General features: G+C 63.7%; 13 protein-coding genes. 4 read left to right on the top strand and 9 right to left on the bottom strand.

What is annotated here, in order from left to right; genetic code table 11:
* Positions 1–20: 20 nt before the first annotated feature.
* From IWW33_RS05910 to IWW33_RS05900, 3 genes are all read right to left on the bottom strand, one after another.
* Positions 21–2,432, bottom strand: a complete 2,412-nt coding sequence (locus IWW33_RS05910; RefSeq protein ID WP_174142060.1) for a glucose/quinate/shikimate family membrane-bound PQQ-dependent dehydrogenase — start codon at positions 2,430–2,432, stop codon at positions 21–23.
* Positions 2,433–2,460: 28 nt separating this feature from the next.
* On the bottom strand, positions 2,461–3,807 hold the full coding sequence (locus IWW33_RS05905; RefSeq protein WP_119688354.1) for a carbohydrate porin: 1,347 nt from the start codon (positions 3,805–3,807) through the stop codon (positions 2,461–2,463).
* Between the two features lie 215 nt (positions 3,808–4,022).
* Positions 4,023–6,074, bottom strand: coding sequence for a TonB-dependent receptor (locus IWW33_RS05900; RefSeq protein WP_174142059.1), 2,052 nt, complete (start codon positions 6,072–6,074; stop codon positions 4,023–4,025).
* Positions 6,075–6,243: 169 nt separating this feature from the next.
* Between IWW33_RS05900 and IWW33_RS05895 the strand changes: the two genes are divergently transcribed.
* Positions 6,244–6,465 (top strand): VF530 family protein, encoded by a 222-nt coding sequence (locus IWW33_RS05895; protein WP_046787783.1) that lies wholly within the window; start codon positions 6,244–6,246, stop codon positions 6,463–6,465.
* 1 nt (position 6,466) lies between these two features.
* Positions 6,467–7,147 carry a Pr6Pr family membrane protein gene (locus IWW33_RS05890; protein WP_115273704.1) on the top strand — a complete coding sequence of 227 codons (681 nt, stop codon included), beginning with the start codon at positions 6,467–6,469 and terminating at the stop codon, positions 7,145–7,147.
* 9 nt (positions 7,148–7,156) lie between these two features.
* On the opposite strand, the gene IWW33_RS05885 is transcribed toward IWW33_RS05890, so the two are convergent.
* The 3 genes from IWW33_RS05885 to IWW33_RS05875 form a co-directional block, all read right to left on the bottom strand.
* Entirely contained in the window at positions 7,157–7,915 is a 759-nt protein-coding gene (locus IWW33_RS05885; RefSeq protein WP_115273705.1) for a siderophore-interacting protein, read from the bottom strand.
* Complete coding sequence (locus tag IWW33_RS05880) at positions 7,908–8,453, bottom strand: PadR family transcriptional regulator (protein ID WP_174142058.1); 546 nt, start codon at positions 8,451–8,453, stop codon at positions 7,908–7,910. The genes IWW33_RS05885 and IWW33_RS05880 overlap by 8 nt, the downstream gene beginning before the upstream one ends.
* A gap of 89 nt (positions 8,454–8,542) precedes the next feature.
* Positions 8,543–11,680 carry a transglycosylase domain-containing protein gene (locus tag IWW33_RS05875; RefSeq protein ID WP_174142057.1) on the bottom strand — a complete coding sequence of 1,046 codons (3,138 nt, stop codon included), beginning with the start codon at positions 11,678–11,680 and terminating at the stop codon, positions 8,543–8,545.
* Between the two features lie 393 nt (positions 11,681–12,073).
* On the opposite strand from IWW33_RS05875, the gene IWW33_RS05870 reads away from it, so the two are divergent.
* Positions 12,074–13,492, top strand: coding sequence for an amino acid permease (locus tag IWW33_RS05870; RefSeq protein ID WP_115273707.1), 1,419 nt, complete (start codon positions 12,074–12,076; stop codon positions 13,490–13,492).
* 114 nt (positions 13,493–13,606) lie between these two features.
* Here IWW33_RS05870 and IWW33_RS05865 read toward each other — a convergent pair whose 3' ends face one another.
* Both IWW33_RS05865 and IWW33_RS05860 read right to left on the bottom strand, forming a co-directional pair.
* Positions 13,607–15,226 carry an FMN-binding glutamate synthase family protein gene (locus IWW33_RS05865; RefSeq protein ID WP_115273708.1) on the bottom strand — a complete coding sequence of 540 codons (1,620 nt, stop codon included), beginning with the start codon at positions 15,224–15,226 and terminating at the stop codon, positions 13,607–13,609.
* A gap of 101 nt (positions 15,227–15,327) precedes the next feature.
* Positions 15,328–19,602 carry a DEAD/DEAH box helicase gene (locus IWW33_RS05860; protein WP_174142056.1) on the bottom strand — a complete coding sequence of 1,425 codons (4,275 nt, stop codon included), beginning with the start codon at positions 19,600–19,602 and terminating at the stop codon, positions 15,328–15,330.
* Positions 19,603–19,718: 116 nt separating this feature from the next.
* Here IWW33_RS05860 and IWW33_RS05855 point away from each other — a divergent pair, with 116 nt between their 5' ends.
* The gene (locus tag IWW33_RS05855; protein WP_115273710.1) at positions 19,719–20,132 is read left to right on the top strand and encodes an NUDIX domain-containing protein; all 414 of its coding nucleotides are present in this window, start codon (positions 19,719–19,721) and stop codon (positions 20,130–20,132) included.
* Here IWW33_RS05855 and metR read toward each other — a convergent pair.
* Positions 20,116–21,033 carry a transcriptional regulator MetR gene (gene metR / locus IWW33_RS05850; protein WP_012313012.1) on the bottom strand — a complete coding sequence of 306 codons (918 nt, stop codon included), beginning with the start codon at positions 21,031–21,033 and terminating at the stop codon, positions 20,116–20,118. The two genes, IWW33_RS05855 and metR, sit on opposite strands and share 17 nt — an antisense overlap.
* Positions 21,034–21,189 lie beyond the last annotated feature (156 nt).

The following is a 21,189-nucleotide window of genomic DNA, read 5'->3' as shown; positions in this document are numbered from 1 at the left end:
TTTCGCTTGTAGCTTGCCGCTTAGTCGGCGAGTTTGTAAGCGATGATGTAATCGCCCATTTTGGTGCCCAGCGAACCGTGGCCGCCGGCGACGATCAGCACGTACTGCTTGCCGTCCTTGCCGGTGTAGGTCATCGGCGTGGCTTGGCCGCCCGCTGGCAGGCGGGCTTTCCACAGCTCCTTGCCATTGTTCACGTCATAAGCACGCAGGTACTGGTCCAGAGTGCCGCTGAGGAAGCCGACACCACCGGCAGTGACGATCGAGCCGCCCATGCTCGGCACGCCTACCGGCATGCCGATCGGTATCGGCGTGCTGTCACGGGTGGTGCCGTTCTTGCGCTTCCACACCACTTTGTTGGTGAACAGGTCGATGGCCGCCACGTAACCCCAGGCCGGTGCCTGGCACGGCACGCCCAGCGGCGACATGAACGGGTGCATGATCACGGCGTAAGGCGCGCCGGTGTTGGGCTGCACGCCGCTGGTTTCGCTTTCGCGCTTGCTGCCGGCGGCAACCTGTTCGCGCGGCACCATCTTCGACACGAAGGCCATGTAGTTGGGCGAGGTGAACAGCAGTTGGCGCACCGGGTCGACCGAGACGCCGCCCCAGTTGAACACACCCACGTTGCCTGGGTAGACCAGCGAGCCTTGCTCGGACGGCGGGGTGTACTGGCCCTCATAGCGCAGTTCGCGGAACTGGATGCGGCACAGCATCTGGTCGAACGGTGTGGCACCCCACATGGCCTGTTCGGTCAGGTCCGGGCCGAGCAGATTGAGGTCGGAGCGGGCCTGGGTCGGTGCAGTGTGGTCACCCTTGACCGCACCTTGCGGTACAGGGATCTCGCGGATCGGCACGATGGGGGTACCGTCGCGGCGGTCGAGCACGTACAGGCTGCCCTGCTTGGTCGGTACGATGATCGCAGGCTTGACGCCTTCCTTGGTCTTCAGATGAACCAGGGTGGGCTGGCTGCCAACGTCCATGTCCCACAGGTCGTGGTGGGTGAACTGGTAGTTCCAGCGCGCCTTGCCGGTAGCAAGGTCCAGGGCGACCACGCCTGCGCTGTACTTCTCCGCACCCGGGGTACGGTTGGCGCCATACTGGTCGGGTGTCTGGTTGCCCAGCGGCAGGTAGACCATGCCCAGGTCTTCATCGACGCTGGCCAGCGACCACATGTTGGCCGAGTTGCGGCTGTAGGTCTTGCCCGGGGCCAGTGGCTGGGTATCTTCGGGGTTGTTGCTGTCCCAGTTCCAGACCAGGCGGCCATCGTGCACGTCATAGGCGCGGATCACGCCGGAAGGCTCGTTGGTCGACTCGTTGTCGGTGACATGGCCGCCGATGATCACCAGGCTGCGGGTGACCGCCACCGGCGAGGTGGAGTAATAACCGCCGGCGGTGAACGGGCCGATACCGGTGGTCAGGTCGATCGCGCCCTGGTTGGCGAAGCCTTCGCAGACCTTGCCGTTGTCGGCATTGATGGCGATCAGGCGGGCGTCGGCAGTCGGCAGGTAGAGGCGGCGCGGGCAGGCTTGGGCCACGGCTTGGCCTGCGTCGGAGACTTTCGGTGCCGGGCTGCCGTCGCGGCTGACGTAGTTGTTCTCGTCATAGTACGAAACGCCGCGGCAGGTCATGTGGGCGAAGCCCTTGAACGTACCCACCGGGGTCTTGATCTGCGGGTCGTAGCGCCAGATCTCGGCACCGGTGTCCGGGTCCAGGGCCAGCACCTTGCTGTGGGCGGTGCAGGCATAGAGCATGCCGTTGGCCTTCAGCGGGGTGTTTTCGTTGGTCAACTCGACCGGGTCGTTGTCCGTTGGCAGGTCACCGGTGCGGATGCGCCAGGCTTCTTCCAGGCGGTAGGCATTCTGCGGGGTGATCTGGCGCAGCGGCGAATAACGGTCACCATGCTCGGTGCGGCCATAGGCTTGCCAGTCGCCGTCGGGCATGGCCGGTGCGGCACTGCCCATTTCGCTGTTGTCGCGGCCCAGTTCGCCAAACACTTCGCCCGGGTGGGTGAACTGGCTGCCCAGCGCGCAAGCGCCAGAGGCGATCACGGCAATGCTGAGCAGGGCGGTATTGGCCTTGTTGCCCGGGCCGGTCAGCGGGCGGCGTGCCCAAGGCAGCAGCAGCACAACGCCGATGGCGAACCAGATGGCCAGGCGCGGTACCAGTTGCCACCAGTCCAGGCCCACTTCCAGCAGTGCCCATGCCGTGCTGCCCAGCAGCACCAGGCCGTACAGGCCCAGGGCAAGTCGGCGCTGAGCCAGCAGCAGTGCGCCCGAAGCGGCAAAGCCGATACCGGCGATCAGGTAATACAGCGACCCGCCGAGCTGGCTGAGCTTGATGCCGCCCGCCAGCAAGGCCAGGCCCATCAATAGCAGCAGTACGCCCATCAGGCGCGGTAGCCAGCGGCTTCCATTCTTGGCACCGTCAGTGCTCATCGTATGTTCTCCGTTAGGTGAAGGGTTGTCAGAAAGTGCTTTGGATCTTCAGGCCGCCGATCAGGGCGTCGTCCACCTGCGACACCCCGCCCGGATGGCGGATGTACTGCAGGTTCGGGCGCACCGTGAGCCAGTCGGCCAGGTGAATGCCGTAATAGAGTTCAGCGCTGTACTCGGTGTCCTGCACGGGCAGGAAACCCGGATTGTCGTAGTCGTCGAGGCCGGCCGCCTGGTTGGCCAGGCGGGCGTTCTTGCGGTAGGCGGGGTTGACGTGCACGCGGGCGAGGGCGAAACCGATGTCGTCCTTGGCGCGGGCATCGAAGGGGCCCTTGTATACCAGTCCTGCCTGCACATAGTTGTCGATGGCATTGGTCTTCTTGTCGTGCATTGTGGCGTTGGCGAACAGGCTCAGGCCGCGCGACTGGTCAGTGGCCAGCGAGGTAACCTGCTGCTGGGCGCCGATCCACAGGCCGTGCTTGCTCGAACTGCTACGGTAGGTGGCGCCACTGATGGCGGCCGGCTGGCCGTTGCTGTCCTTCAGAACATCCTGTGCCTTGGCATTACTGTAGTAGTACCCGGCGCGATATTCCCCTTTCAGGCCATTGACCCGCGGGCTCCACACCAGTTCGATCGGCATTACCGCACCCTGGGTACCGCTGCCGCTGAGTTTGAAACCGTTGCCGGATTCGAGGTTGGAGGGGTTCTGCTCGAACACCCCGACCTGAGCATAGAGGGCGTCGTTTATGTTGTAGCGCACACGTAGCGCCCACTGGCTGACCGGCCAGTTGTACCAGATGCCCCCGACCCAGTTGCCCACCTGCGAGCCGCAGAAGGCCAGGTTCTGGAAGTCGCAGGGGAAACTGTTGAAGTCCTCGCCTTCACCGAAGCGGCCGAATTTCACGTCCAGGGCGCCATCGAAGTATTTCTGCCTGATCCACATCTGGGTCAGCCGCCAGGTTTCACCTCGGCCCCAGACTTCCTGGGCCGAAGTGAAGCCGCCGACCCGCGGGTCGTTGATGCGGTCGTTGCTGATGTTGTCCCCGTGGCGTTCGGTGATGGTCAGCTGCAGTTCGGTGTCTTGCCAGCCCAGGATCTTTTCCAGGTCCAGGTGGCTGCCAAAGGTGAACTGGTCGCTGTAACGCGCGGTGCGGTCGTGGTCGTAACCGCCGTGTAGGTTGCTGCCCATCTCGCCGGTGTAGCCAAGGGTGAAGTCGTAGCCTTTTTCCAGCAGCTCGCTGCGGGTGCCGCCCCAGTCACCAAGCATCCACGGTGAGTCGCTGGCGAACATTTCACTGGCGCTGGTGGTGGACGAAAAACAGGCGGCCAAGGCAATCAGGGCGGTGCCGGTGTAGCGAATGTTGGGCAGTAAGAACATGAGATAGCGCTATCTTTTGATTGTCGAAAAAACGGCAAGCGCACCGATGAGCGAGCTCTTCGATGGAAATGGCGACAGGAAAGGTGAGTGAAGCGATTCAGCTTGCGGCGGGGAGGATATAGGGGAAGTTGTAAGAAAAAAAGACAAATTGTCGCAGTTGATTGTTACGCCCACGGTAACAGTGCGGGAATGGGGCGCACAGCGCCCCTTGAAGATCAGAAGGTCGTGCGCAGGCCTACTTCCACACTACGCCCCGGCGCCGGTGCGATATCGCGCAGAATCGAGCTGGCGTAACGCACGGTCTGATCCGTCAGGTTCTCACCGCGCACGAACGCCAGCCACTGGCTCTGGCCGATATCGAAGCGATAACCCACACTTGCTCCCAGGGTGGTGTAACCATCGGTGCTGGTCTCATTCGCCGGCTTGCGATGCTGCGACGCGGCATGCTGCACATCAACGCGTGCCTGCCAACGGTCCAGCTCCCAGACCAGTCCGCTGTTCAGCCGCAAAGGCGCAATGCGCGGCAGCGGCTCGCCACTGTCGAGGTTCTTGGCCCGGGTGTAGTCGCCCGAAAGCTCGAGGGCGAAACTGCCGTAGCGGTTCTCGACCAACTGCCAGCGATCCTGGGCCTCGATGCCGTAGAAACGCGCCCGCACGCCCTGGTACTGGTACTCAGGGAACCCGCCGTCTTCGTGATCGTGATCGTGGCCATGATCATCGTCGCCATGGTCGTGGTCATGGCCCTCTCGCATGTTGCCCGTGCCGATCAGGCCGATGTAGTTGCGAAAATGGCTGTAGAACACCCCGACGCTGCCCTTGTGGGTGCCATTGTCGAAGCGCAGGGCCAGGTCGGCGGAGATGGCTTTCTCCTTGTTCAGGCTGGCATCACCGACTTCATAAGCCCCGGTGGCGACGTGGGCGCCGTTGGCGTACAGCTCGTAGAAGGTCGGGGCACGTTCGGTGTAACCGACGTTGGCAGCGAGCGCCCAGACCGGGTCGAGTTGGTACACCGCCCCCGAAGACAGGCTCAAGGCATTGAAGCTGCTGGCGCTGTCGGCAGCGACGAAGTTTTCGTTGCCTTTGGCATCCGGGTCGACGCGGGTGTGTTCCAGGCGCGCACCCAGGCTCAGGTCGAGGCGCTCGGTGGCCTGCCATTGCTCAAGCATGAACAACGCCAGGCTATCGGTATCGGTGTGCGGCACGAAGGCTTCTTCACCCAGTGCCGAGAATTCATTGCGGCTAACCTGGGCGCCGATCACGCCTTCCAGCGGGCCGATCGGTTGGTGCCTGGCCTCGATACGTGCCTCATAGCCCTTGTTCTTGAAGGTGGTGTGCACTTCGCCTTCTTCGATTTCGCTGTGCTCGTAATCGGTGTAACCGGCATCGACCTTGACCGAGCTGAAAGGGCCCTCGAGGTCACGCAGTTCGGAGGCGAAGCCGTAGTGATCCTGCTTCATGTCCAGGCGCACGCCGGACTCGGCCACCGAGCCGTAGTTACTGTCGTAGCGGCTGTAGGACAGGCCCGCATAGCCGTGATCCCAGTGGTAGGACCCGCCCACTGCGCCGCCATCCTGGCGCCCGTCGCTGTTTTCCAGGCGGTGCTTGCTGCCGGGCTCATCAGCGTCGCGCACCTTCGAGCTGCGGGCGTAGCCTGGGATGCGCAGGTCGTTGAACTGGCGGCTGTTGGCATCCAGGTGCAGGGCGAAGGTGCCGTCACCGGCTTCCAGCTTGCCGGCACTGCTGCGCGTGGTATCGGCACCGCCGTAACGCAGTTCGCCGGCACCGTGAATGCCTTCGATGGGCGCGTCGGGGATGCGGTTGTCGAAGGTATTGACCACCCCGCCGATGGCGTTGCCGCCGTAGAGCAAGGCGGCGGGGCCACGGACGATTTCGACGCGCTCGACGGTGACCGGGTCCAGTGGCACGGCATGGTCGTAAGACAGCGCCGAGGCGTCGATGGCGCCGACGCCGTTACGCAGGATGCGGATACGGTCACCGTCCAGGCCGCGAATCACCGGGCGGCTGGCGCCTGGGCCAAACCAGGTGGAGGCGACACCGGGCTGTTTGTTGAGGGTTTCACCCAGGCTGCCGTGCTGCTGCTGCAGCAGGTCGTCGCCTTCGAGCACGGTGCTGGGGGCAGCCAGCTCGCGGTTGCCCAGTGGGTTGGCGGTGATGATCTGGGGTTCGAGTTCCACGGCCTGGCTGGGTGATGAGGCGAGCCAGAGGGCGACGGCGAGGGGAGAGAGGCGTAGGGGAGAGTACAACATGGAAAGTGACGGTCCTTGGCAGAGTCTTTTATATTGTTACTGTATAACATCACTATTTCAGCACAGAGGTTTCAGCGTTTGCCAGCGGTTTTTGTATTGACGGTGCCGCGCCCCCTTCATCACTACACTCGTGTAATGTGCGCATCTTTTTATCCGCGGGAGTACTGGCATGAGCACGGCCAACCACAACGCGCTGCACGGCAAGACCCTCGAGCAGATCCTCACCGAGCTGGTGGCGCACTACCAATGGCAGGGCCTGGCCGAGCGCGTGGATGTGCGCTGCTTCAAGAGCAACCCGACCATCAAGTCGAGCCTGACCTTCCTGCGCAAGACGCCCTGGGCCCGGGAAAAAGTCGAGCAGCTGTACGTGAAACTGCAGCGCAACGCCTGAGATGCCGCGTCATCCCTGGCTGACCCTGGCCGCAGTGCTTGGCTGGCTGGGCCTGGCTGTGCAGGTGTACCTGGTGCTGCTGGCGCGCTGGCAGGAAGCGGCGAGCCTGATCGGCGGGCTGATCAATGTGTTCGGCTATTTCACGGTGTTGACCAATACCTTGGTGGCGACGGTGCTCAGCTATGCGGCGTTCGGCAGGGAATCAGGCGCCAAGCGCTTCTTCCTGTCGCCCTCGGTAAGTTCCGCCGTGGCCGCCAGCATCGTGCTGGTGGCGCTGGCCTACAGCGTGTTGCTGCGGCATCTGTGGCAACCCGAGGGGTGGCAATGGCTGGCGGACGAACTGCTGCACGACGTGATGCCGGCACTGTACATTGCGTACTGGTGGTTCGCCGTGCCCAAGGGGCATTTGCGGCTCTGGCACCTGGGGCCGTGGGCGCTGTACCCGGCGGTGTATTTCGGCTACGCACTGTGGCGGGGGAGTGAGATCGGGGTCTACCCGTATCCGTTCATCGACGTTGCAAGCCTTGGCTACGGGCAGGTCATGCTCAATGCCTTGGGCGTACTGGCGGGGTTCTGGGCAATTGCGCTGGTACTGCTTGGGCTCGATCGCTGGCGCGGGCGGCGGCTTGCTCGGCCTGTGCAGGCCCCTTCGCGGGTGAAACCGCGAAAGGACCGGGCCTGACGACGCACATCACTCGTCGTCCGCTGTCCCTTCTGCCCGCCAGTAGGCAGCCGCTTTGAGGGCATCTTCCGGCGCACCTTTCTCCAGCAGCAGCGCCTTGGCCTGCCGGGTCAGCGATTTCTCCAGTGCCACCCAGCTGTACAGCTTGCCCTCAGGCAAGTTCAACCCCTGCACCAGCGCCAGTAAATCCTCATCCCGCTTCACCCAGATGACTTCCACTTCAGCCTTGCTCGGCAGAGGTTGGCGCTCCTGCTCATCCTCGATCTGGATGACCGCCAGCACCCGCCGGCCTGCTGGCAGTTCTTCAAGGCGTCGCCCGATGGCCGGAATGGCTGTTTCGTCACCAATGAGCAGGTAGCTGTCGAAGATATCCGGGACCACCATCGAAGCCCGTGGCCCGGCAATGTTCAGCGTCTGCCCCGGTGCAGCCTGTGCAGCCCAGGTTGATGCAGGGCCATCGCCATGCAGGACGAAATCGATGTCCAGTTCATGATTGACCAGGTCGATGCGCCGCGGCGTGTATTCGCGCATGGTAGGCCGCGCGCCGCCGTCGCGGCCCATATTGCGGGCGTCGATGGCCTGTTGTTGTTCGGCTGTTTCGGCGAACAGCAGCTTGATGTGGTCGTCACTGCCCAGGCTGGTGAAGCCTTCCAGCTCGGCGCCTTTGAGGGTGATGCGGCGCATGCGTGGGGTGAGGTCGGTAACCCGCAGTACCTGCAGGCGGCGCTGGCGGATTTCGTGATTGACGCGGTGGATGGTGTCACTCATGGAGGTTCTCCGTGGCAGGGGCGGCCGGCCCGGCGGCGATGGCCTTGGCAGTGTCGTTGAGCAGGGTGCGGACCCGTTCGATTTCTTCCGCTGTCCAGCGGCCGCTGTGCATGTGCAGGGCATGGCGCAGGTTGCCGACCGCTTCGTGAATTTCTGGCGGGCGGTCGTGGCCACGCAGGGCGCGCTTGCTGACTTCAATGCGCATGCGCACGCCGTCCAGGGCCACGGCTTGATCAGCCAGGGCGGTGCGGCCGGCCTGGGTAATGGCGTAGAGCCGTTTGCCGCCTTGCACCTGGCCGCTGATCAGCTCTGCTTCCTCGAGAAAGTTGAGGGTGGGGTAGATAACCCCGGGGCTGGGCGTGTAGCTGCCATCGAACAAGTTCTCGATCTGGCGGATCAGGTCATAGCCGTGGCCAGGTTGCTCGGCCAGCAGCGACAGCATCAACAGCTTGAGGTCGCCGGGGGCGAATACCCTTGGACCGCGTTCACCCCGGCCGGGGCGGCGTTCGAAGGGGTCGTGGGCGGAATGTTCACGCATGGCAGCGAGGCTCCGTGTGTTTAGATATATCGCAAGATATTACTCAAGATATATCTAAACACAAGCGGTCAAATGCCGATGGTTATCATTTAAATTTTAGATGGGTCACTCGCAAGCATCGCAACCTGCGGCGGTTTGCACGCGTTCGGATTGCCAGGCTCAAGGTACGGCATGAGGATGGGCGCCATCCCCTTGAGCACCTGCACAGGCAGCGCCGAGGTGAACTTGAACGCCTCCGCAGAGCGCCCTGGCACGAAGGCGGTCAGCGTGCCGAAGTGGTTGTCGCCGAGGAAAAACACGAAGGTGGCGGTGCGGTTCAGCGAACGCGAGCCGATCAACCGGCCCCCGGCGCCGAAGCTTTCGATGCGGTTGTCGCCTGTACCGGTCTTGCCGCCCATCACCAGCGGGGTGCCGTCCTGCAGCTTGAAGCTGCCGGAAATACGCCGCGCCGTACCTGCGTCGACCACTTGCGACATGGCGCCTTTGAGTGCCCGGGCCACTTCCACCGGGAGAATTCGCTGGCCACGGTCGGGGTCGCTGTTCAGCCTGGTTTCGTAGGGCGTATCGGCGGCGAAGTGCAGCGTATCGATGCGCAGTGTGGGCAGGCGCACACCGTCGTTCTGAATGATGCCGACCAGCTCGGACAGAGCCGCAGGACGGTCGCCGGAGCTGCCGATGGCGGTGGCCAGTGACGGCACCAGGTGATCGAAGGGGTAACCCACGCTCTTCCAGCGCTGGTGAATATCGAGGAAGGCTTCGATTTCCACCATGGTGCGGATACGGCTGTCCCGGGCACCCTGGTGGCGGCTCTTGAACAGCCAGCCATAGACTTCCTGACGCTCGAAGCGGCTGGCGTTGACCATCTCGGTCAGCGAGGCGCTCGGGTTCCTCAGCAGGTAGCCGAGCAGCCACAGGTCCAGCGGGTGAACCTTGGCGATGTAGCCTTGGTCAGGCAGGTCATATTTGCCGGGGCCGTAGGCCTCGTACATCTCTGCCAGACGGCCATCGGTGAGCCTGTTCAGGGCGACCTTGTTTTCCTTGATATGCGCGCGAACAAATGCATTGAAGGTTTCCTGGCCAGCCGCCGGGAACAGATAGCGGTGTACTGCGGCCAGGCGCTGCGGCGTGACGCGCATGCTGTCGAGGAACGTATCCAGGCGTTGCTGGGAGGTTTTGCGCTGGTACTTCCTCCAGAAGCGCATCAGGTAGCTGGTGCCTTCCTTGTCGGCAAAGCGTGCCAGGTATTCCTGGCGGCGCGGGTCCGAATCGTCCTTGAGCAGCGGCACGCGGTTGAATGGCTGCTGGTAGGTCACGTAGCGCACCAGGTCGCGCATCAGGCGAATGAAGGGCAGGTTGATCGACTCGCGCAGGGCTTCTTTGAGGGTCGGGTTGCGCCTGTTGTCCTCCTTGCGGAAGTTGTTGAACACGTGCATGCCGCCGCCGGTGAAGAACGCTTCGCCGGTGTTGGCCGAGTACTTGCGCTCCAGGGCTGCGTCGAGCATGGCATCCAGGCTCTGGTTCTTGCTGTTCAGCGCCAGCCATTCCAGTGACCATTGGGTGATGCGATCGAGCTCGGCGACCTCGACCTTCTTCAGCTCGGCGGCGGGCATGCCAGCGTACTTGTCGTGCAGTTCGGCGATGATCTGCAGATAGGTGGTGAGCACCCGCAGCTTGGCCGTCGAGCCCAGTTCAAGCTTGCTGCCTTCGTTGATGTCGAAGGGCTGGTCGGTGCTGTCAGTCTGTACCCGCACCCGTGAGCCATCGACGGTGCGTTCGAACAAGGTGAAGCTGTAGCGCACCTGGTCGGTGGTCTTGCTGGTCAGCAGGCGCTCACCGATCAGGCCGATCTGCGCAGCGAATTCAGGGTCGGAGAGGTTCTTCAGGTACTGGCTGACCTGGAGCTGAAGGTCGGCCTGCAAGGTGCTCGTTGCCGAGAGGTCAAGGCGGTCCAGGTCATACAGCGGGCGGTTGAGCATGCCTGACAGGCGGTTGCGAGCCAGGCTGATGCCTTTGTTGGTGATGATCGGAACGATGGTCGGTTGTGCCACCCAGTCGCGGTACAGCGCCTTGCTGGCCAGCGCTGCGTCGGCCAGGGCGCGCTCGATGATGCCGTTGCCAGCGAGCACGCGGATGTGCGAATCAGTGAGTTCGGCCAGTTCGACGCGGCCCTTGGTCAGGTAATGCGAGGGGCGGCGCTGGGCGATCATCAACGACAGCACCTGACGCAATGCCAAGCCACGTGCGGCCATGCTTTCGGGGTCTGTCGCGGTCGAGGTGAGGGCCTGGTTGACCTGGTCGAAATCGGCGCCGTACCACACACGCAGGCCTTCGGCCATGCCATGCACTTCACCATGGCCGGGCACCGCCGACAGCGGCACGCTGTTGAGGTAGTCGCGCACGATGCGCTGGCGTGCCTCGGTGGTATCAGGCCCGCCCTGGTAGGCGCGCACGCTGGCGGAAATCATCTGGCGGATCTTCTCGGCACCGGAGACCGTCAGGCCGTCCGGTGAATGGCGGTATTTTTCCAGCTGCGTGGCCAGCGTGCTGCCACCGGCGGACTGGCCGGGCAAGGCCAGGTATTTGGCCACCTGGCTGTAGGCGGCCTTGGCGAAGCGCGGCCAGTCGACTGCCGGGTTGTTTTTCGGGTCCTTCGGGTCCAGCAGGTCGCGGTTTTCGATGAACAGCAGGCTGTTGACCATCACCGGTGGGATTGCGGCGAAGTTCGGATACAGGTATTGCGGGTAGTTGTACTGGTACAGCGTGTCGCCGCGGCAATCGATGATCGACAATCCGGCCTGGATTTTCTCGATGTAGGGCGCGAACAGGCCGTGGTCCACGTAGTTCATCAAGGCAGGCGAAAACCGTACCTGCTCGCTGATCAGGTAGTCGCGCTTGAGCAGGCGCGGCAGGAACTCGCCCAGCGCGCTATAGCCCAGACGTTTGTCGAACGGCCCCTCGCCGGGGTAGACGATGGCGTCACTGGGCCCCGGCTGCAGTGAATAGGTAAGGGTGCTGGCCAGCTTGCTGAACTCGCGGGACTGCAGGTCGGACGTACGGAACTCGTCATAGGCGGCAAAGCCGATGGTGGTGATCGCCACCAGCAGGATCAGCAGGATCAGCCGCCACCAAAGCCGACGCTGACGTGGGGACTTTGGCTGCGGCGTGTCGGCCAGAGGTGTTTCGGGTGCTTCCGTTCTGGATGGTTCCGATTGCCACAGTGCGCCCATAGTCTTCAATCCGGCCAGGTATTTTCGTCTTGCTTGTCTGAAGCTTAGACGTTGAAGGCAGTAGGTGAAAAATTTGTAGAAAGTGCAGAAACCCCATGTGGGATATGCGCCTTTGGTGTGGGTTTCTTCTTACAACCAAGTTGCTAGGGTAGTGGGGGTGAGCCAGGAGGCAGCGGTAGGTCTGCGGGTTTCTCTCCAAATTTTGAGTTATTTATAGTGAAAAGCCCTACAGCGAGCTTCCTATACTGCTCGGCCCCTTCGCCCTGCCGGGCCGCTCTACACCGGCACACGGGCCGGCCCACAAGGCCAGCCTGGCAAGCCAACGCCACGCCTATCGGCATGGCCGGCGCTGCACGAAGGTCAAATCCAATAACAAAATGAGGTTGTATTGCTATGCCCGTCGGCAACCACCCTGCCCATGGCGAGACCGCACAAGGCGGCCCGCTCAAGCGTGAACTGGGCGAACGGCACATCCGTCTGATGGCGCTAGGCGCCTGTATCGGCGTCGGTCTTTTCCTCGGTTCGGCCAAAGCCATTGAGATGGCCGGCCCCGCGATCATGCTTTCCTACATCATCGGTGGCCTGGCGATCCTGGTGATCATGCGTGCCCTCGGCGAGATGGCCGTGCACAACCCTGTCGCCGGTTCGTTCAGCCGCTATGCCCAGGACTACCTTGGCCCGTTGGCGGGCTTTCTGACCGGTTGGAACTACTGGTTCCTGTGGCTGGTGACCTGCGTCGCGGAAATCACCGCCGTGGCCATCTACATGGGCATCTGGTTCCCGGACGTGCCACGCTGGATCTGGGCCCTGGCGGCGCTGGGCAGCATGGGCGCGGTGAACCTGATCGCGGTCAAGGCTTTCGGCGAGTTCGAATTCTGGTTTGCCTTGATCAAGATCGTCACCATCATCGCCATGGTCCTGGGCGGCATCGGCATCATCGCCTTCGGCCTGGGCAACGACGGTGTGGCAGTCGGTATCTCCAACCTGTGGAGCAATGGCGGGTTCATGCCCAATGGCGTGACCGGTGTACTGATGTCGCTGCAGATGGTGATGTTCGCCTACCTGGGCGTGGAAATGATCGGCCTGACTGCCGGCGAAGCCCGCAACCCGCAAAAAACCATCCCGCAGGCCATTGGCTCGGTGTTCTGGCGCATTCTGCTGTTCTACGTCGGTGCCTTGTTCGTGATCCTGTCGATCTACCCGTGGAATGAAATCGGCAGCCAGGGCAGCCCGTTCGTCATGACCTTCGAGCGCCTGGGTATCAAGACAGCAGCCGGCATCATCAATTTCGTGGTGATCACTGCCGCGCTGTCGTCCTGCAACGGCGGTATCTTCAGCACCGGGCGCATGCTCTACAGCCTGGCGCAAAATGGCCAGGCGCCAGCCGTCTTTGCCCGTACTTCGAAAAACGGCGTGCCACGTAACGCGCTGCTGCTGTCCATCGGTGCCTTGCTGCTGGGGGTGCTGGCCAACTACCTGGTGCCAGAGAAGGTGTTCGTCTGGGTGACGTCGATCGCCACCTTCGGCGCGATCTGGACCTGGGTGATGATCCTGCTGGCGCAGCTCAAGTTCCGCGCCGGGCTGTCGGCCGCCGAGCGCAAGGGCTTGAAGTACCGCATGTGGCTGTGGCCGCTCAGTTCCTACCTGGCGCTGGGCTTCCTGGTGCTGGTGGTTGGCTTGATGGCGTACTTCGAGGATACCCGTGTGGCGCTGTACATTGGCCCGGCGTTCCTGGTGCTGCTGACGGTGCTGTACTACGCGTTCCGCCTGGCGCCGAAAGAACTACAGGGTGTAGCCGGTAACGCTTCCTGATGTGAGATAGCCGGGGCCGCTTTGCGGCCCTTTCGCGACACAACAGCAGATAGCGTATCCCGGTAGGAGCGGCCTTGTGTCGCGAAAGGGCTGCGCAGCAGCCCCAGGGGTCTATCAGGCCGCCACCTCACTGTGCGGCTCGAAGCTGTCCGCCCGCGCCAGCTGCCACATCCGCGAATAGAACTGCCCGTCCACCTCGCCAGTCAGCAACTCCCCCGGCTTCAAGAACACATGCATCTGCGAGAACAGCTTGATTTCGGTAGCCGACACGCGCCGCACCAAGTGCTTGGCTTCCAGTTGCGCGGGGTGTTCCAGGCCGGCCGCTGCGAGCATTTCTGCCAGGGCGCGCAAGGTGTTGTGGTGGAAGTTCACGACCCGCTGGGCTTTGTCCGGGACCACCAGCGCACGCTGGCGCAACGGGTCTTGTGTGGCCACGCCCGTGGGGCATTTGTTGGTATGGCAACTCTGCGACTGGATGCAGCCGATGGCGAACATGAAGCCGCGAGCAGAGTTGGCCCAGTCGGCACCGATGGCCAGCACGCTGGCGATGTCGAAGGCGCTGACGATCTTGCCGCTGGCGCCAAGCTTGATCTTGTCGCGCAGGTTCAGGCCGACCAGGGTGTTGTGCACGAACAGCAGCCCTTCGCGCAGCGGCACACCGATATGGTCGGTGAACTCCACCGGTGCGGCACCGGTACCACCTTCCTTGCCATCGACCACGATGAAGTCGGGCAGGATGCCTGTTTCCAGCATGGCCTTGGCGATGCCCATGAATTCCCACGGGTGGCCCAGGCAGAACTTGAAGCCCACCGGCTTGCCGCCGGACAGCTCACGGAGACGGGCGATGAACTGCATCATCTCGATGGGTGTGGAGAACGCGCTGTGGCGGGATGGCGAGATGCAGTCCTCACCCATGACAATGCCGCGGGTCTCGGCGATTTCCCGGGTGACCTTGTGCTTGGGCAGGATGCCGCCGTGGCCGGGCTTGGCGCCCTGGCTCATCTTGATCTCGATCATCCGCACCTGCGGGCTGCGCGCCTGGGCGGCAAAACGCTCGGGGTCGAAGCGCCCGTCCGCTGTGCGGCAGCCGAAGTAGCCGCTGCCCAGTTCCCACACCAGGTCGCCGCCGTGTTCGCGGTGGTAGGGGCTGATGCTGCCTTCGCCGGTGTCATGGTGGAAGTTGCCCAGCTTGGCCCCTTGGTTGAGCGCGCGGATGGCATTGGCACTCAGCGAGCCAAAGCTCATGGCGGAAATGTTGAAGATCGATGCCGAATAGGGCTGGCTGCACTGCGGTCCGCCAATGATGATCCGGAAGCTTGAGGGGTCGGCCAGCGGGGCCGGGCGCATGGAGTGGCCGATGAACTCGAAGCCAGACTCGTACACGTCGATCAGCGTACCGAAGGGCTTGTCCGACGCTTCGTTCTTGGCCCGCGCGTACACCAGCGAGCGCTGGGCGCGGGAGAAGGGCAGGGCATCGCTGTCGGCTTCCAGCAGGTACTGGCGGATCTCCGGGCGAATGCCCTCGACCAGGTAGCGGATGTTGCCCAGTATCGGGTAGTTGCGGCGTACCGCGTGGCGTTGCTGCAGCAGGTCGAACAAACCGATCAGGCTGAGCACGGCCGTAATCAGGGTGAACGGCCACAGCCATTCATGGTTCAGGAACGGCAGGCTCGCCACGGTGAACAGAACACAGGCGGCAAACACGGCATAGCGACTGAGAAGTGACAGGCTCATACGGGGTCCTTACGATGGCGCGGTCAGGCTCAGGGCCTGGGGCAAACCCCGACCATAGCCCGGTTGCGCAGCGCTGAACATGAAAATCGGGGTATCGAAAATCATTCGCGCAGCAGTTTCTGCCGCCACCGTTGCTGCTCTTCATTCGTCGCTTGCACCAGGTAGGCGTAGCGGTTGGCAACTCGCACTGCCACCGGCACGCCATCGCGGTACAACACACGATTGCCACCGGCCGCCGGCACCTTCGCTCCGGGCAGCAGCGACCCGATCAGGTTCAGTGGGTCACTGGCACTGACCACCACCAGCGCGCCCTCCATCTCGCGCCGGCGTACCTGGCGCAGCAGCCCGACCGCTTCGGGCAGGGCGAACTGCTCCCCGGCCAAGCCGGCGATGAAGCGCCCGCCGCGAATCTCGCCGCGCGCCTCAAGCCGGTGGCAGCAGCGCAGCAGCTCACGCCAGGGTGGCAGCACATCACTCTCGCGCTCCAGCAGCCGCCAGCAGATCACGCCATAGCGTCTTAACAGGGTGCGGGCGAGGTGTTCCAACCGTTGCCCGTCGTCCACTTCGGCATTGCCCCTGCGTAACAGCGCCCAGCGCCCGGCGTGCGCCATGCTGGTGGAAATCGGCGCATGGCCGCGCCGGCTGTTGCGCGATGAGCGCTTTGCCGCCGGGGTGATAAGGCTACGCAGCCCGGTAAAGCTGTCGGCACTTGCAAGGCCCGAACCGACCAATTCCTGTAACGCCGTTTCCAGCTCGCTGGGCAACAAGTGGGCTTGCTGGGTCAGTTCGTCGAAGAACAGAGCGCCATGCGCCTGCAATACCTGATGCACACGTTGCGCACGCGGGCTTAGCTCGTCCAGAGCCGGCGCAGGTACAAGGCTGCGCCACAAGCCCAGGTGTTGACGTGGCAACAGCACCAGCGGCGTACTCGCCAGCGTACTGCTCGACACTTTGCCCGCCAGGCGGCTCCAGGCGAACTGCCCGCTACGGCACGCCTCGTCGAGCCAGTGAATGCTGTAGTCCTTGATCCGTGCCGGCAGCAGCTCTGCCTCCCAGGCGCCGGCCGCGGCTGGGAAACCCTGCAACTGCTCAAGCACCTCGGCCACAGCGTGCGGCCCACGCAATTTTTCGTCGGCCGCAAGGTGCTGCCAGTCAAACACAAAGCGCATGAAGTCCTGCAGGCTTACCGGCTCGATCTCCCGGCGCAGGCGTTTGACTGTGTAGCGATGGATACGCGCCAACAGGTGGCGTTCGCACCATTGCCGTTGCACCTCACCTGGGCTGAACTGGCCGCGCAGTACGTAGCCCTCTGCTTCCAGGCGGGCCAGTGCCTGTTCGATGGCTGCCTGCGGCTTGCCCAGTGGTGCCGCGATCTGCGCCAGGGTCAGCGGGCCGTGGCCGCTCAGGCGGGCGCGCAGCAGCTCGCTCAGTGCACTGTCCGGGTCCAGGGCCTGGTCGAAGCCGGGGAGCACGTGGAGGGCGGGCTCCAGACGTGCATCCGGATACAGCGCTTGGAGCAGGCTCAGGCGCTCGCGGGCCAGCCACAGGTGTTCGTCGGGCAAGCGTAACGCCCGGCCCGCCTTGGCCAGTTGCCTGAGCAGCAAGCCCCAGGTCGGGTTGGCCTGGACTTCGTGCTGGCTGATGGCGCCCAGGCTCATCAAGGCTTCGTGCATTTCGTCGGCGCTGCCGGGTTGCGGCCAGGCCTCTGCCTGGACAGCGCTGATGGCATCGGCGTCCAGCGCGCCCAGGTCGTCGCCACTGTGCACCTCGTTCCAGCGTCGGTTGAGTACCGCCTGGGTTCGGCGCTCCTCCAGCGGTGCATCATCAAGGAACGCATATGGCCTGGCGTTGAGGATGGCCGAGGCCAGCGGCGAGGGGGCCGGCAGGTCGCGGCTCAGCAAGCGCACCTGGCCGCTTTCCATGCGCCTCAACAGTGCCATCCAGCCCTCGCTGTCCATGGCTTCGTGCAGGCAGTCGTCGAGGGTCTGCTCGATCAGCGGGTGATCCGGGATTTGCCGTTCACCGACGATGTTTTCCAGGCAGGCGATCTGGTCGGGGAACACGGCGGCAATCAGGTCTTCGCTTTTCATTCGCTGGATCTGCGGCGCCACCTTGCGTCCCCCGACGTAGCGCGGCAAGGCCATTGCCACTGCCGCGTTCCAACGCCAGCGCACCCCGAACAAGGGCGCATCGAGCAGGGCCTGGATGAGAATGTGCTCGGCGTTGCGGCTGGACAGGTAGCGCCAGACTTCGTCCAGCTCGAAACTGTGGCTGGTCGACAGTGACAGCACGATGGCGTCCTCGCTGGCTGCCGCCTGCAATTCGAAATTGAACGTGCGGCAGAAGCGTTTGCGCAGCGCCAGGCCCCAGGCGCGGTTGATGCGGCTGCCGTAGGGCGAATGGATGATCAACTGGGTGCCACCGGACTCGTCGAAGAAGCGCTCCATCACCAGCGTGTGTTGCGAGGGCAGGGCGCCCAGCACTTCACGGGTACGCCCCAGGTAATCGAGCAGTTGGCTGGCGCAGGCCTCGTCCAGTGCATAAGTACTTTGCAGCCATGACAGCACTGGGGCGAAAGCGCCGTTACTCAGCCCCAGTTGCTCATCGATACGTGCCTGCAGGCGGGCAACGGCGGCGGACAATTCGTCACTGCGTCCCGGCGCCTCTCCTAGCCAGAACGGAATGGTCGGCGGCAGGCCGTGGGCGTCTTCGACCCTTACCCGGCCGGGTTCCACCCGCAGGATCCGATAGGACGCATTGCCCAACTGAAAGATGTCGCCAGCAATGCTCTCCACGGCAAAGTCTTCGTTGACGCTGCCGATGTTCAGCGCCTGCGGCTCCAGCAGCACAGCGTAGTCGGCGGTTTCGGGGATGGTGCCGCCGCTGGTGAGCGCGGTCAGCTGGCTACCGCGGCGCCCGCGCAATGTGCCGCTCACCGCGTCGCGGTGCAGGTAGGCGCTGCGAATGCCTTGGCGTCCGTTGTAGCCTTCGGCGAGCATGCTTAGCAGCGCTTGGTAATGCTTGGTGTCCAGCCCGGTGTAGGGCGTTGCCTTGCGCAGGCAGTCGAACAATGCCTGTTCCTGCCACGGCTGGTTGCTGGTTTCGGCGACGATCTGCTGGGCCAGTACGTCCAGTGGCGCATGGGGTATGTGCAACTGCTCGAGCTCGCCCTGTTGCACACAGTCGAGCAGGGCCGTGCACTCGATCAGGTCATCCCGCGAGGTGGCGAACAGGCGCCCTTTGGGGATGCCTTCGACCTGGTGCCCGGAGCGGCCGACCCGCTGCAAGAACGCGGCGATGGAGCCTGGCGAGGCGATCTGGCAAACCAGGTCGACATCACCGATATCGATACCCAGCTCCAGGGAAGCCGTGGCGACCAGCACCTGCAACTGGCCGTTTTTCAGGCGCTGCTCCGCATCCAGGCGCAGCTCCTTGGCCAGGCTGCCGTGGTGTGCGGCCACGGCCTCTTTGCCAAGGCGGTCGCTGAGGTGGCGGGTGAGGCGTTCGGCCAGGCGCCGAGTGTTGACGAATACCAACGTGGTGCGGTGTTCACGGGCCAGAGCTGCCAGGCGATCGTAGACCAGGTTCCACACATCCGTGGCCATGACCGCGCCCAAGGGCACGGGGGGCACTTCAAGGGCAAGGTCGCGCTGGCGGGCGTGGCCGATATCGACGATTGCGCAAGGTCGTTGGTGGCCGGCCAGGAACGCGGCCACGCGCTCCACCGGGCGCTGGGTGGCAGACAACCCTATGCGCCGCAGCCCCCGCCCGGTGAGCGCTTGGAGGCGCTCCAGCGTCAGTGCCAAGTGAGCGCCGCGCTTGTTGCCGGCCAAGGCGTGAATCTCATCGACGATCACCGTGTGCACGCCGCTCAAGCCAGCGCGGCCCGAGGCAGAGCCCATCAGCACGTAGAGCGACTCAGGCGTGGTCACGAGGATGTGCGGGGCCAGTTTGCGCATGGCCGCGCGTTCTTTTTGCGGTGTGTCGCCGGTGCGTACGGCAGTGGTGATGCGCGGCGGCGTCAGCCCCTGGTCTAGCAGTGCCTGGCTGATGCCTTCGAGCGGCGCCTGCAGGTTCAGGCGAATGTCATTGGACAGTGCCTTGAGCGGCGAAACGTACACTACCTGGGTTTGCGCGGGCAGTTCGCCGTTGTGTTCAAGGCCCTCACGGAACAGCTCGTCGAGCACCGCGAGAAAGGCGCTCAAGGTTTTGCCCGAGCCGGTCGGCGCGGCCAGCAGCATCGATTGGCGGGCGTGAATCAACGGCCAGGCGCGGGCCTGGGCGTCGGTGACCGTGGCGAAATGGCGACGGAACCAGGTGCCGATGGCGGGGAGGAACAGCTCAAGCACCGGGTGCTGTTGGGCAGGCAGGTTCATGAGAAGGTTATGGAGGGTCGCTGGCAGATTGGCAAGGGACCGTTCGTCTGTGAAGCCGGCTTGCCGGCGACAGGGCTCCATGGGATCCTCACGGGCTTTTCTGAGTGAGCCTGACCATGCCCAATGTTATCCGCATCGCCGCTGCCCTGTTGATCGACCCACTGGGTCGAACCCTGCTGGTACGCAAACGTGGTACTCAGGCGTTCATGCAGCCTGGGGGCAAGATCGATGCGGGTGAAACGCCGCTGGACGCACTGGTGCGCGAACTGCATGAGGAATTAGGGTTGCGCATTGACCCTGCTCGGGCCATCCCGCTGGGCCGTTTCAGCGCACCGGCCGCCAACGAGCCCGGCTTTGAGGTGCAGGCCGAGCTGTTCCGGGTCGACAGCGCCGAGGCCGTGGTCCCGGCGGCGGAAATCGAGGAAGTGATCTGGCTGGCCGCTGACCAGGCACCGATGCCTGAGCTGGCGCCGCTGACCCGCGACCTGATACTGCCGCTCTACCGCAAGGCCCTCAGCGTACCGCGCTGACCCCATCGAGCGTGGCGAACGAGGTGTCCTTGGCGGTGAGCAGGAAGTCGCGCATGTAGGGAGCGTCGAGCATGTCGGTGCGTACTCCCGCATAGAGTGTGGCGAACAGGCCTTTCTCGCCCAGGCGCTTGCCCTTCACATACCCGCGCGAACTGTACTCATGCAGCGCCCAGTGCGGCATGCCACACACTCCGCGGCCGCTGGCCACCAGTTGCATCATCATCACCGTCAGCTCCGAGGTGCGTACGGCCGCCGGCTCGATGTCGGCTGGTTCCAGGAAGCGGGTGAAGATGTCCAGCCGGTCGCGCTCCACCGGGTAGGTGATCAGCGTCTGGTCGAGCAGATCCTGGGGCACGATGTAAGGCTTGCTGGCCAGCGGGTGCTGGTTGGCCACGGCGAGCATGGCTTCATAGGTGAACAGCGGCACGTAAGTGATGCCGGCAAGGTCCAGTGGGTCGGAGGTCACTACCAGGTCCAGGTCGCCACGGGCGAGGGCGGGCAGCGGCGCGAATGCGAAGCCCGAAGCCAGGTCCAGCTCCACTTCCGGCCAAGCATCACGGAACTGGTCGATGGTGGGCATCAGCCATTGGAAGCAGCTGTGGCATTCGATGGCCATGTGCAGGCGCCCGGCAGTACCCCCGGCCAGGCGGGCGATGTCACGTTCCGCACCACGCAGCAGCGGCAGGGTGGCATCTGCCAGTTGCAGCAAGCGCAGGCCGGCGCTGGTGAAGCGGATAGGTTTGGTCTTGCGTGCGAACAGCGGCAGGCCCAGGCGTTCTTCAAGCTCCTTGAACTGATGCGACAGCGCCGACTGGGTCAGGTGCAGACGCTCGGCAGCCTCCACCAGGCTATCGGCCTCGCGCAGGGCATGAAGGGTTTTCAGGTGGCGGATCTCCAGCACGGCTGACTCCGAGAGCATAATTTGAGTGAACAGAGAATGAGTTGAGTTTCCCTCATGTTGGTCCCGCTGTCGACTGGACCTTGCGCCGCACCACTGGGCGGGCTTCATCAAACTGTCACGGAACTGTGGCAGCGCGCCCGAACAAATTTCATCAGA

The sequence above is a fragment of the Pseudomonas sp. M2 genome (assembly GCF_015751845.1).
Lineage (GTDB): Bacteria > Pseudomonadota > Gammaproteobacteria > Pseudomonadales > Pseudomonadaceae > Aquipseudomonas > Aquipseudomonas putida_E.
This window is presented reverse-complemented; position numbering and strand designations above follow the sequence as displayed.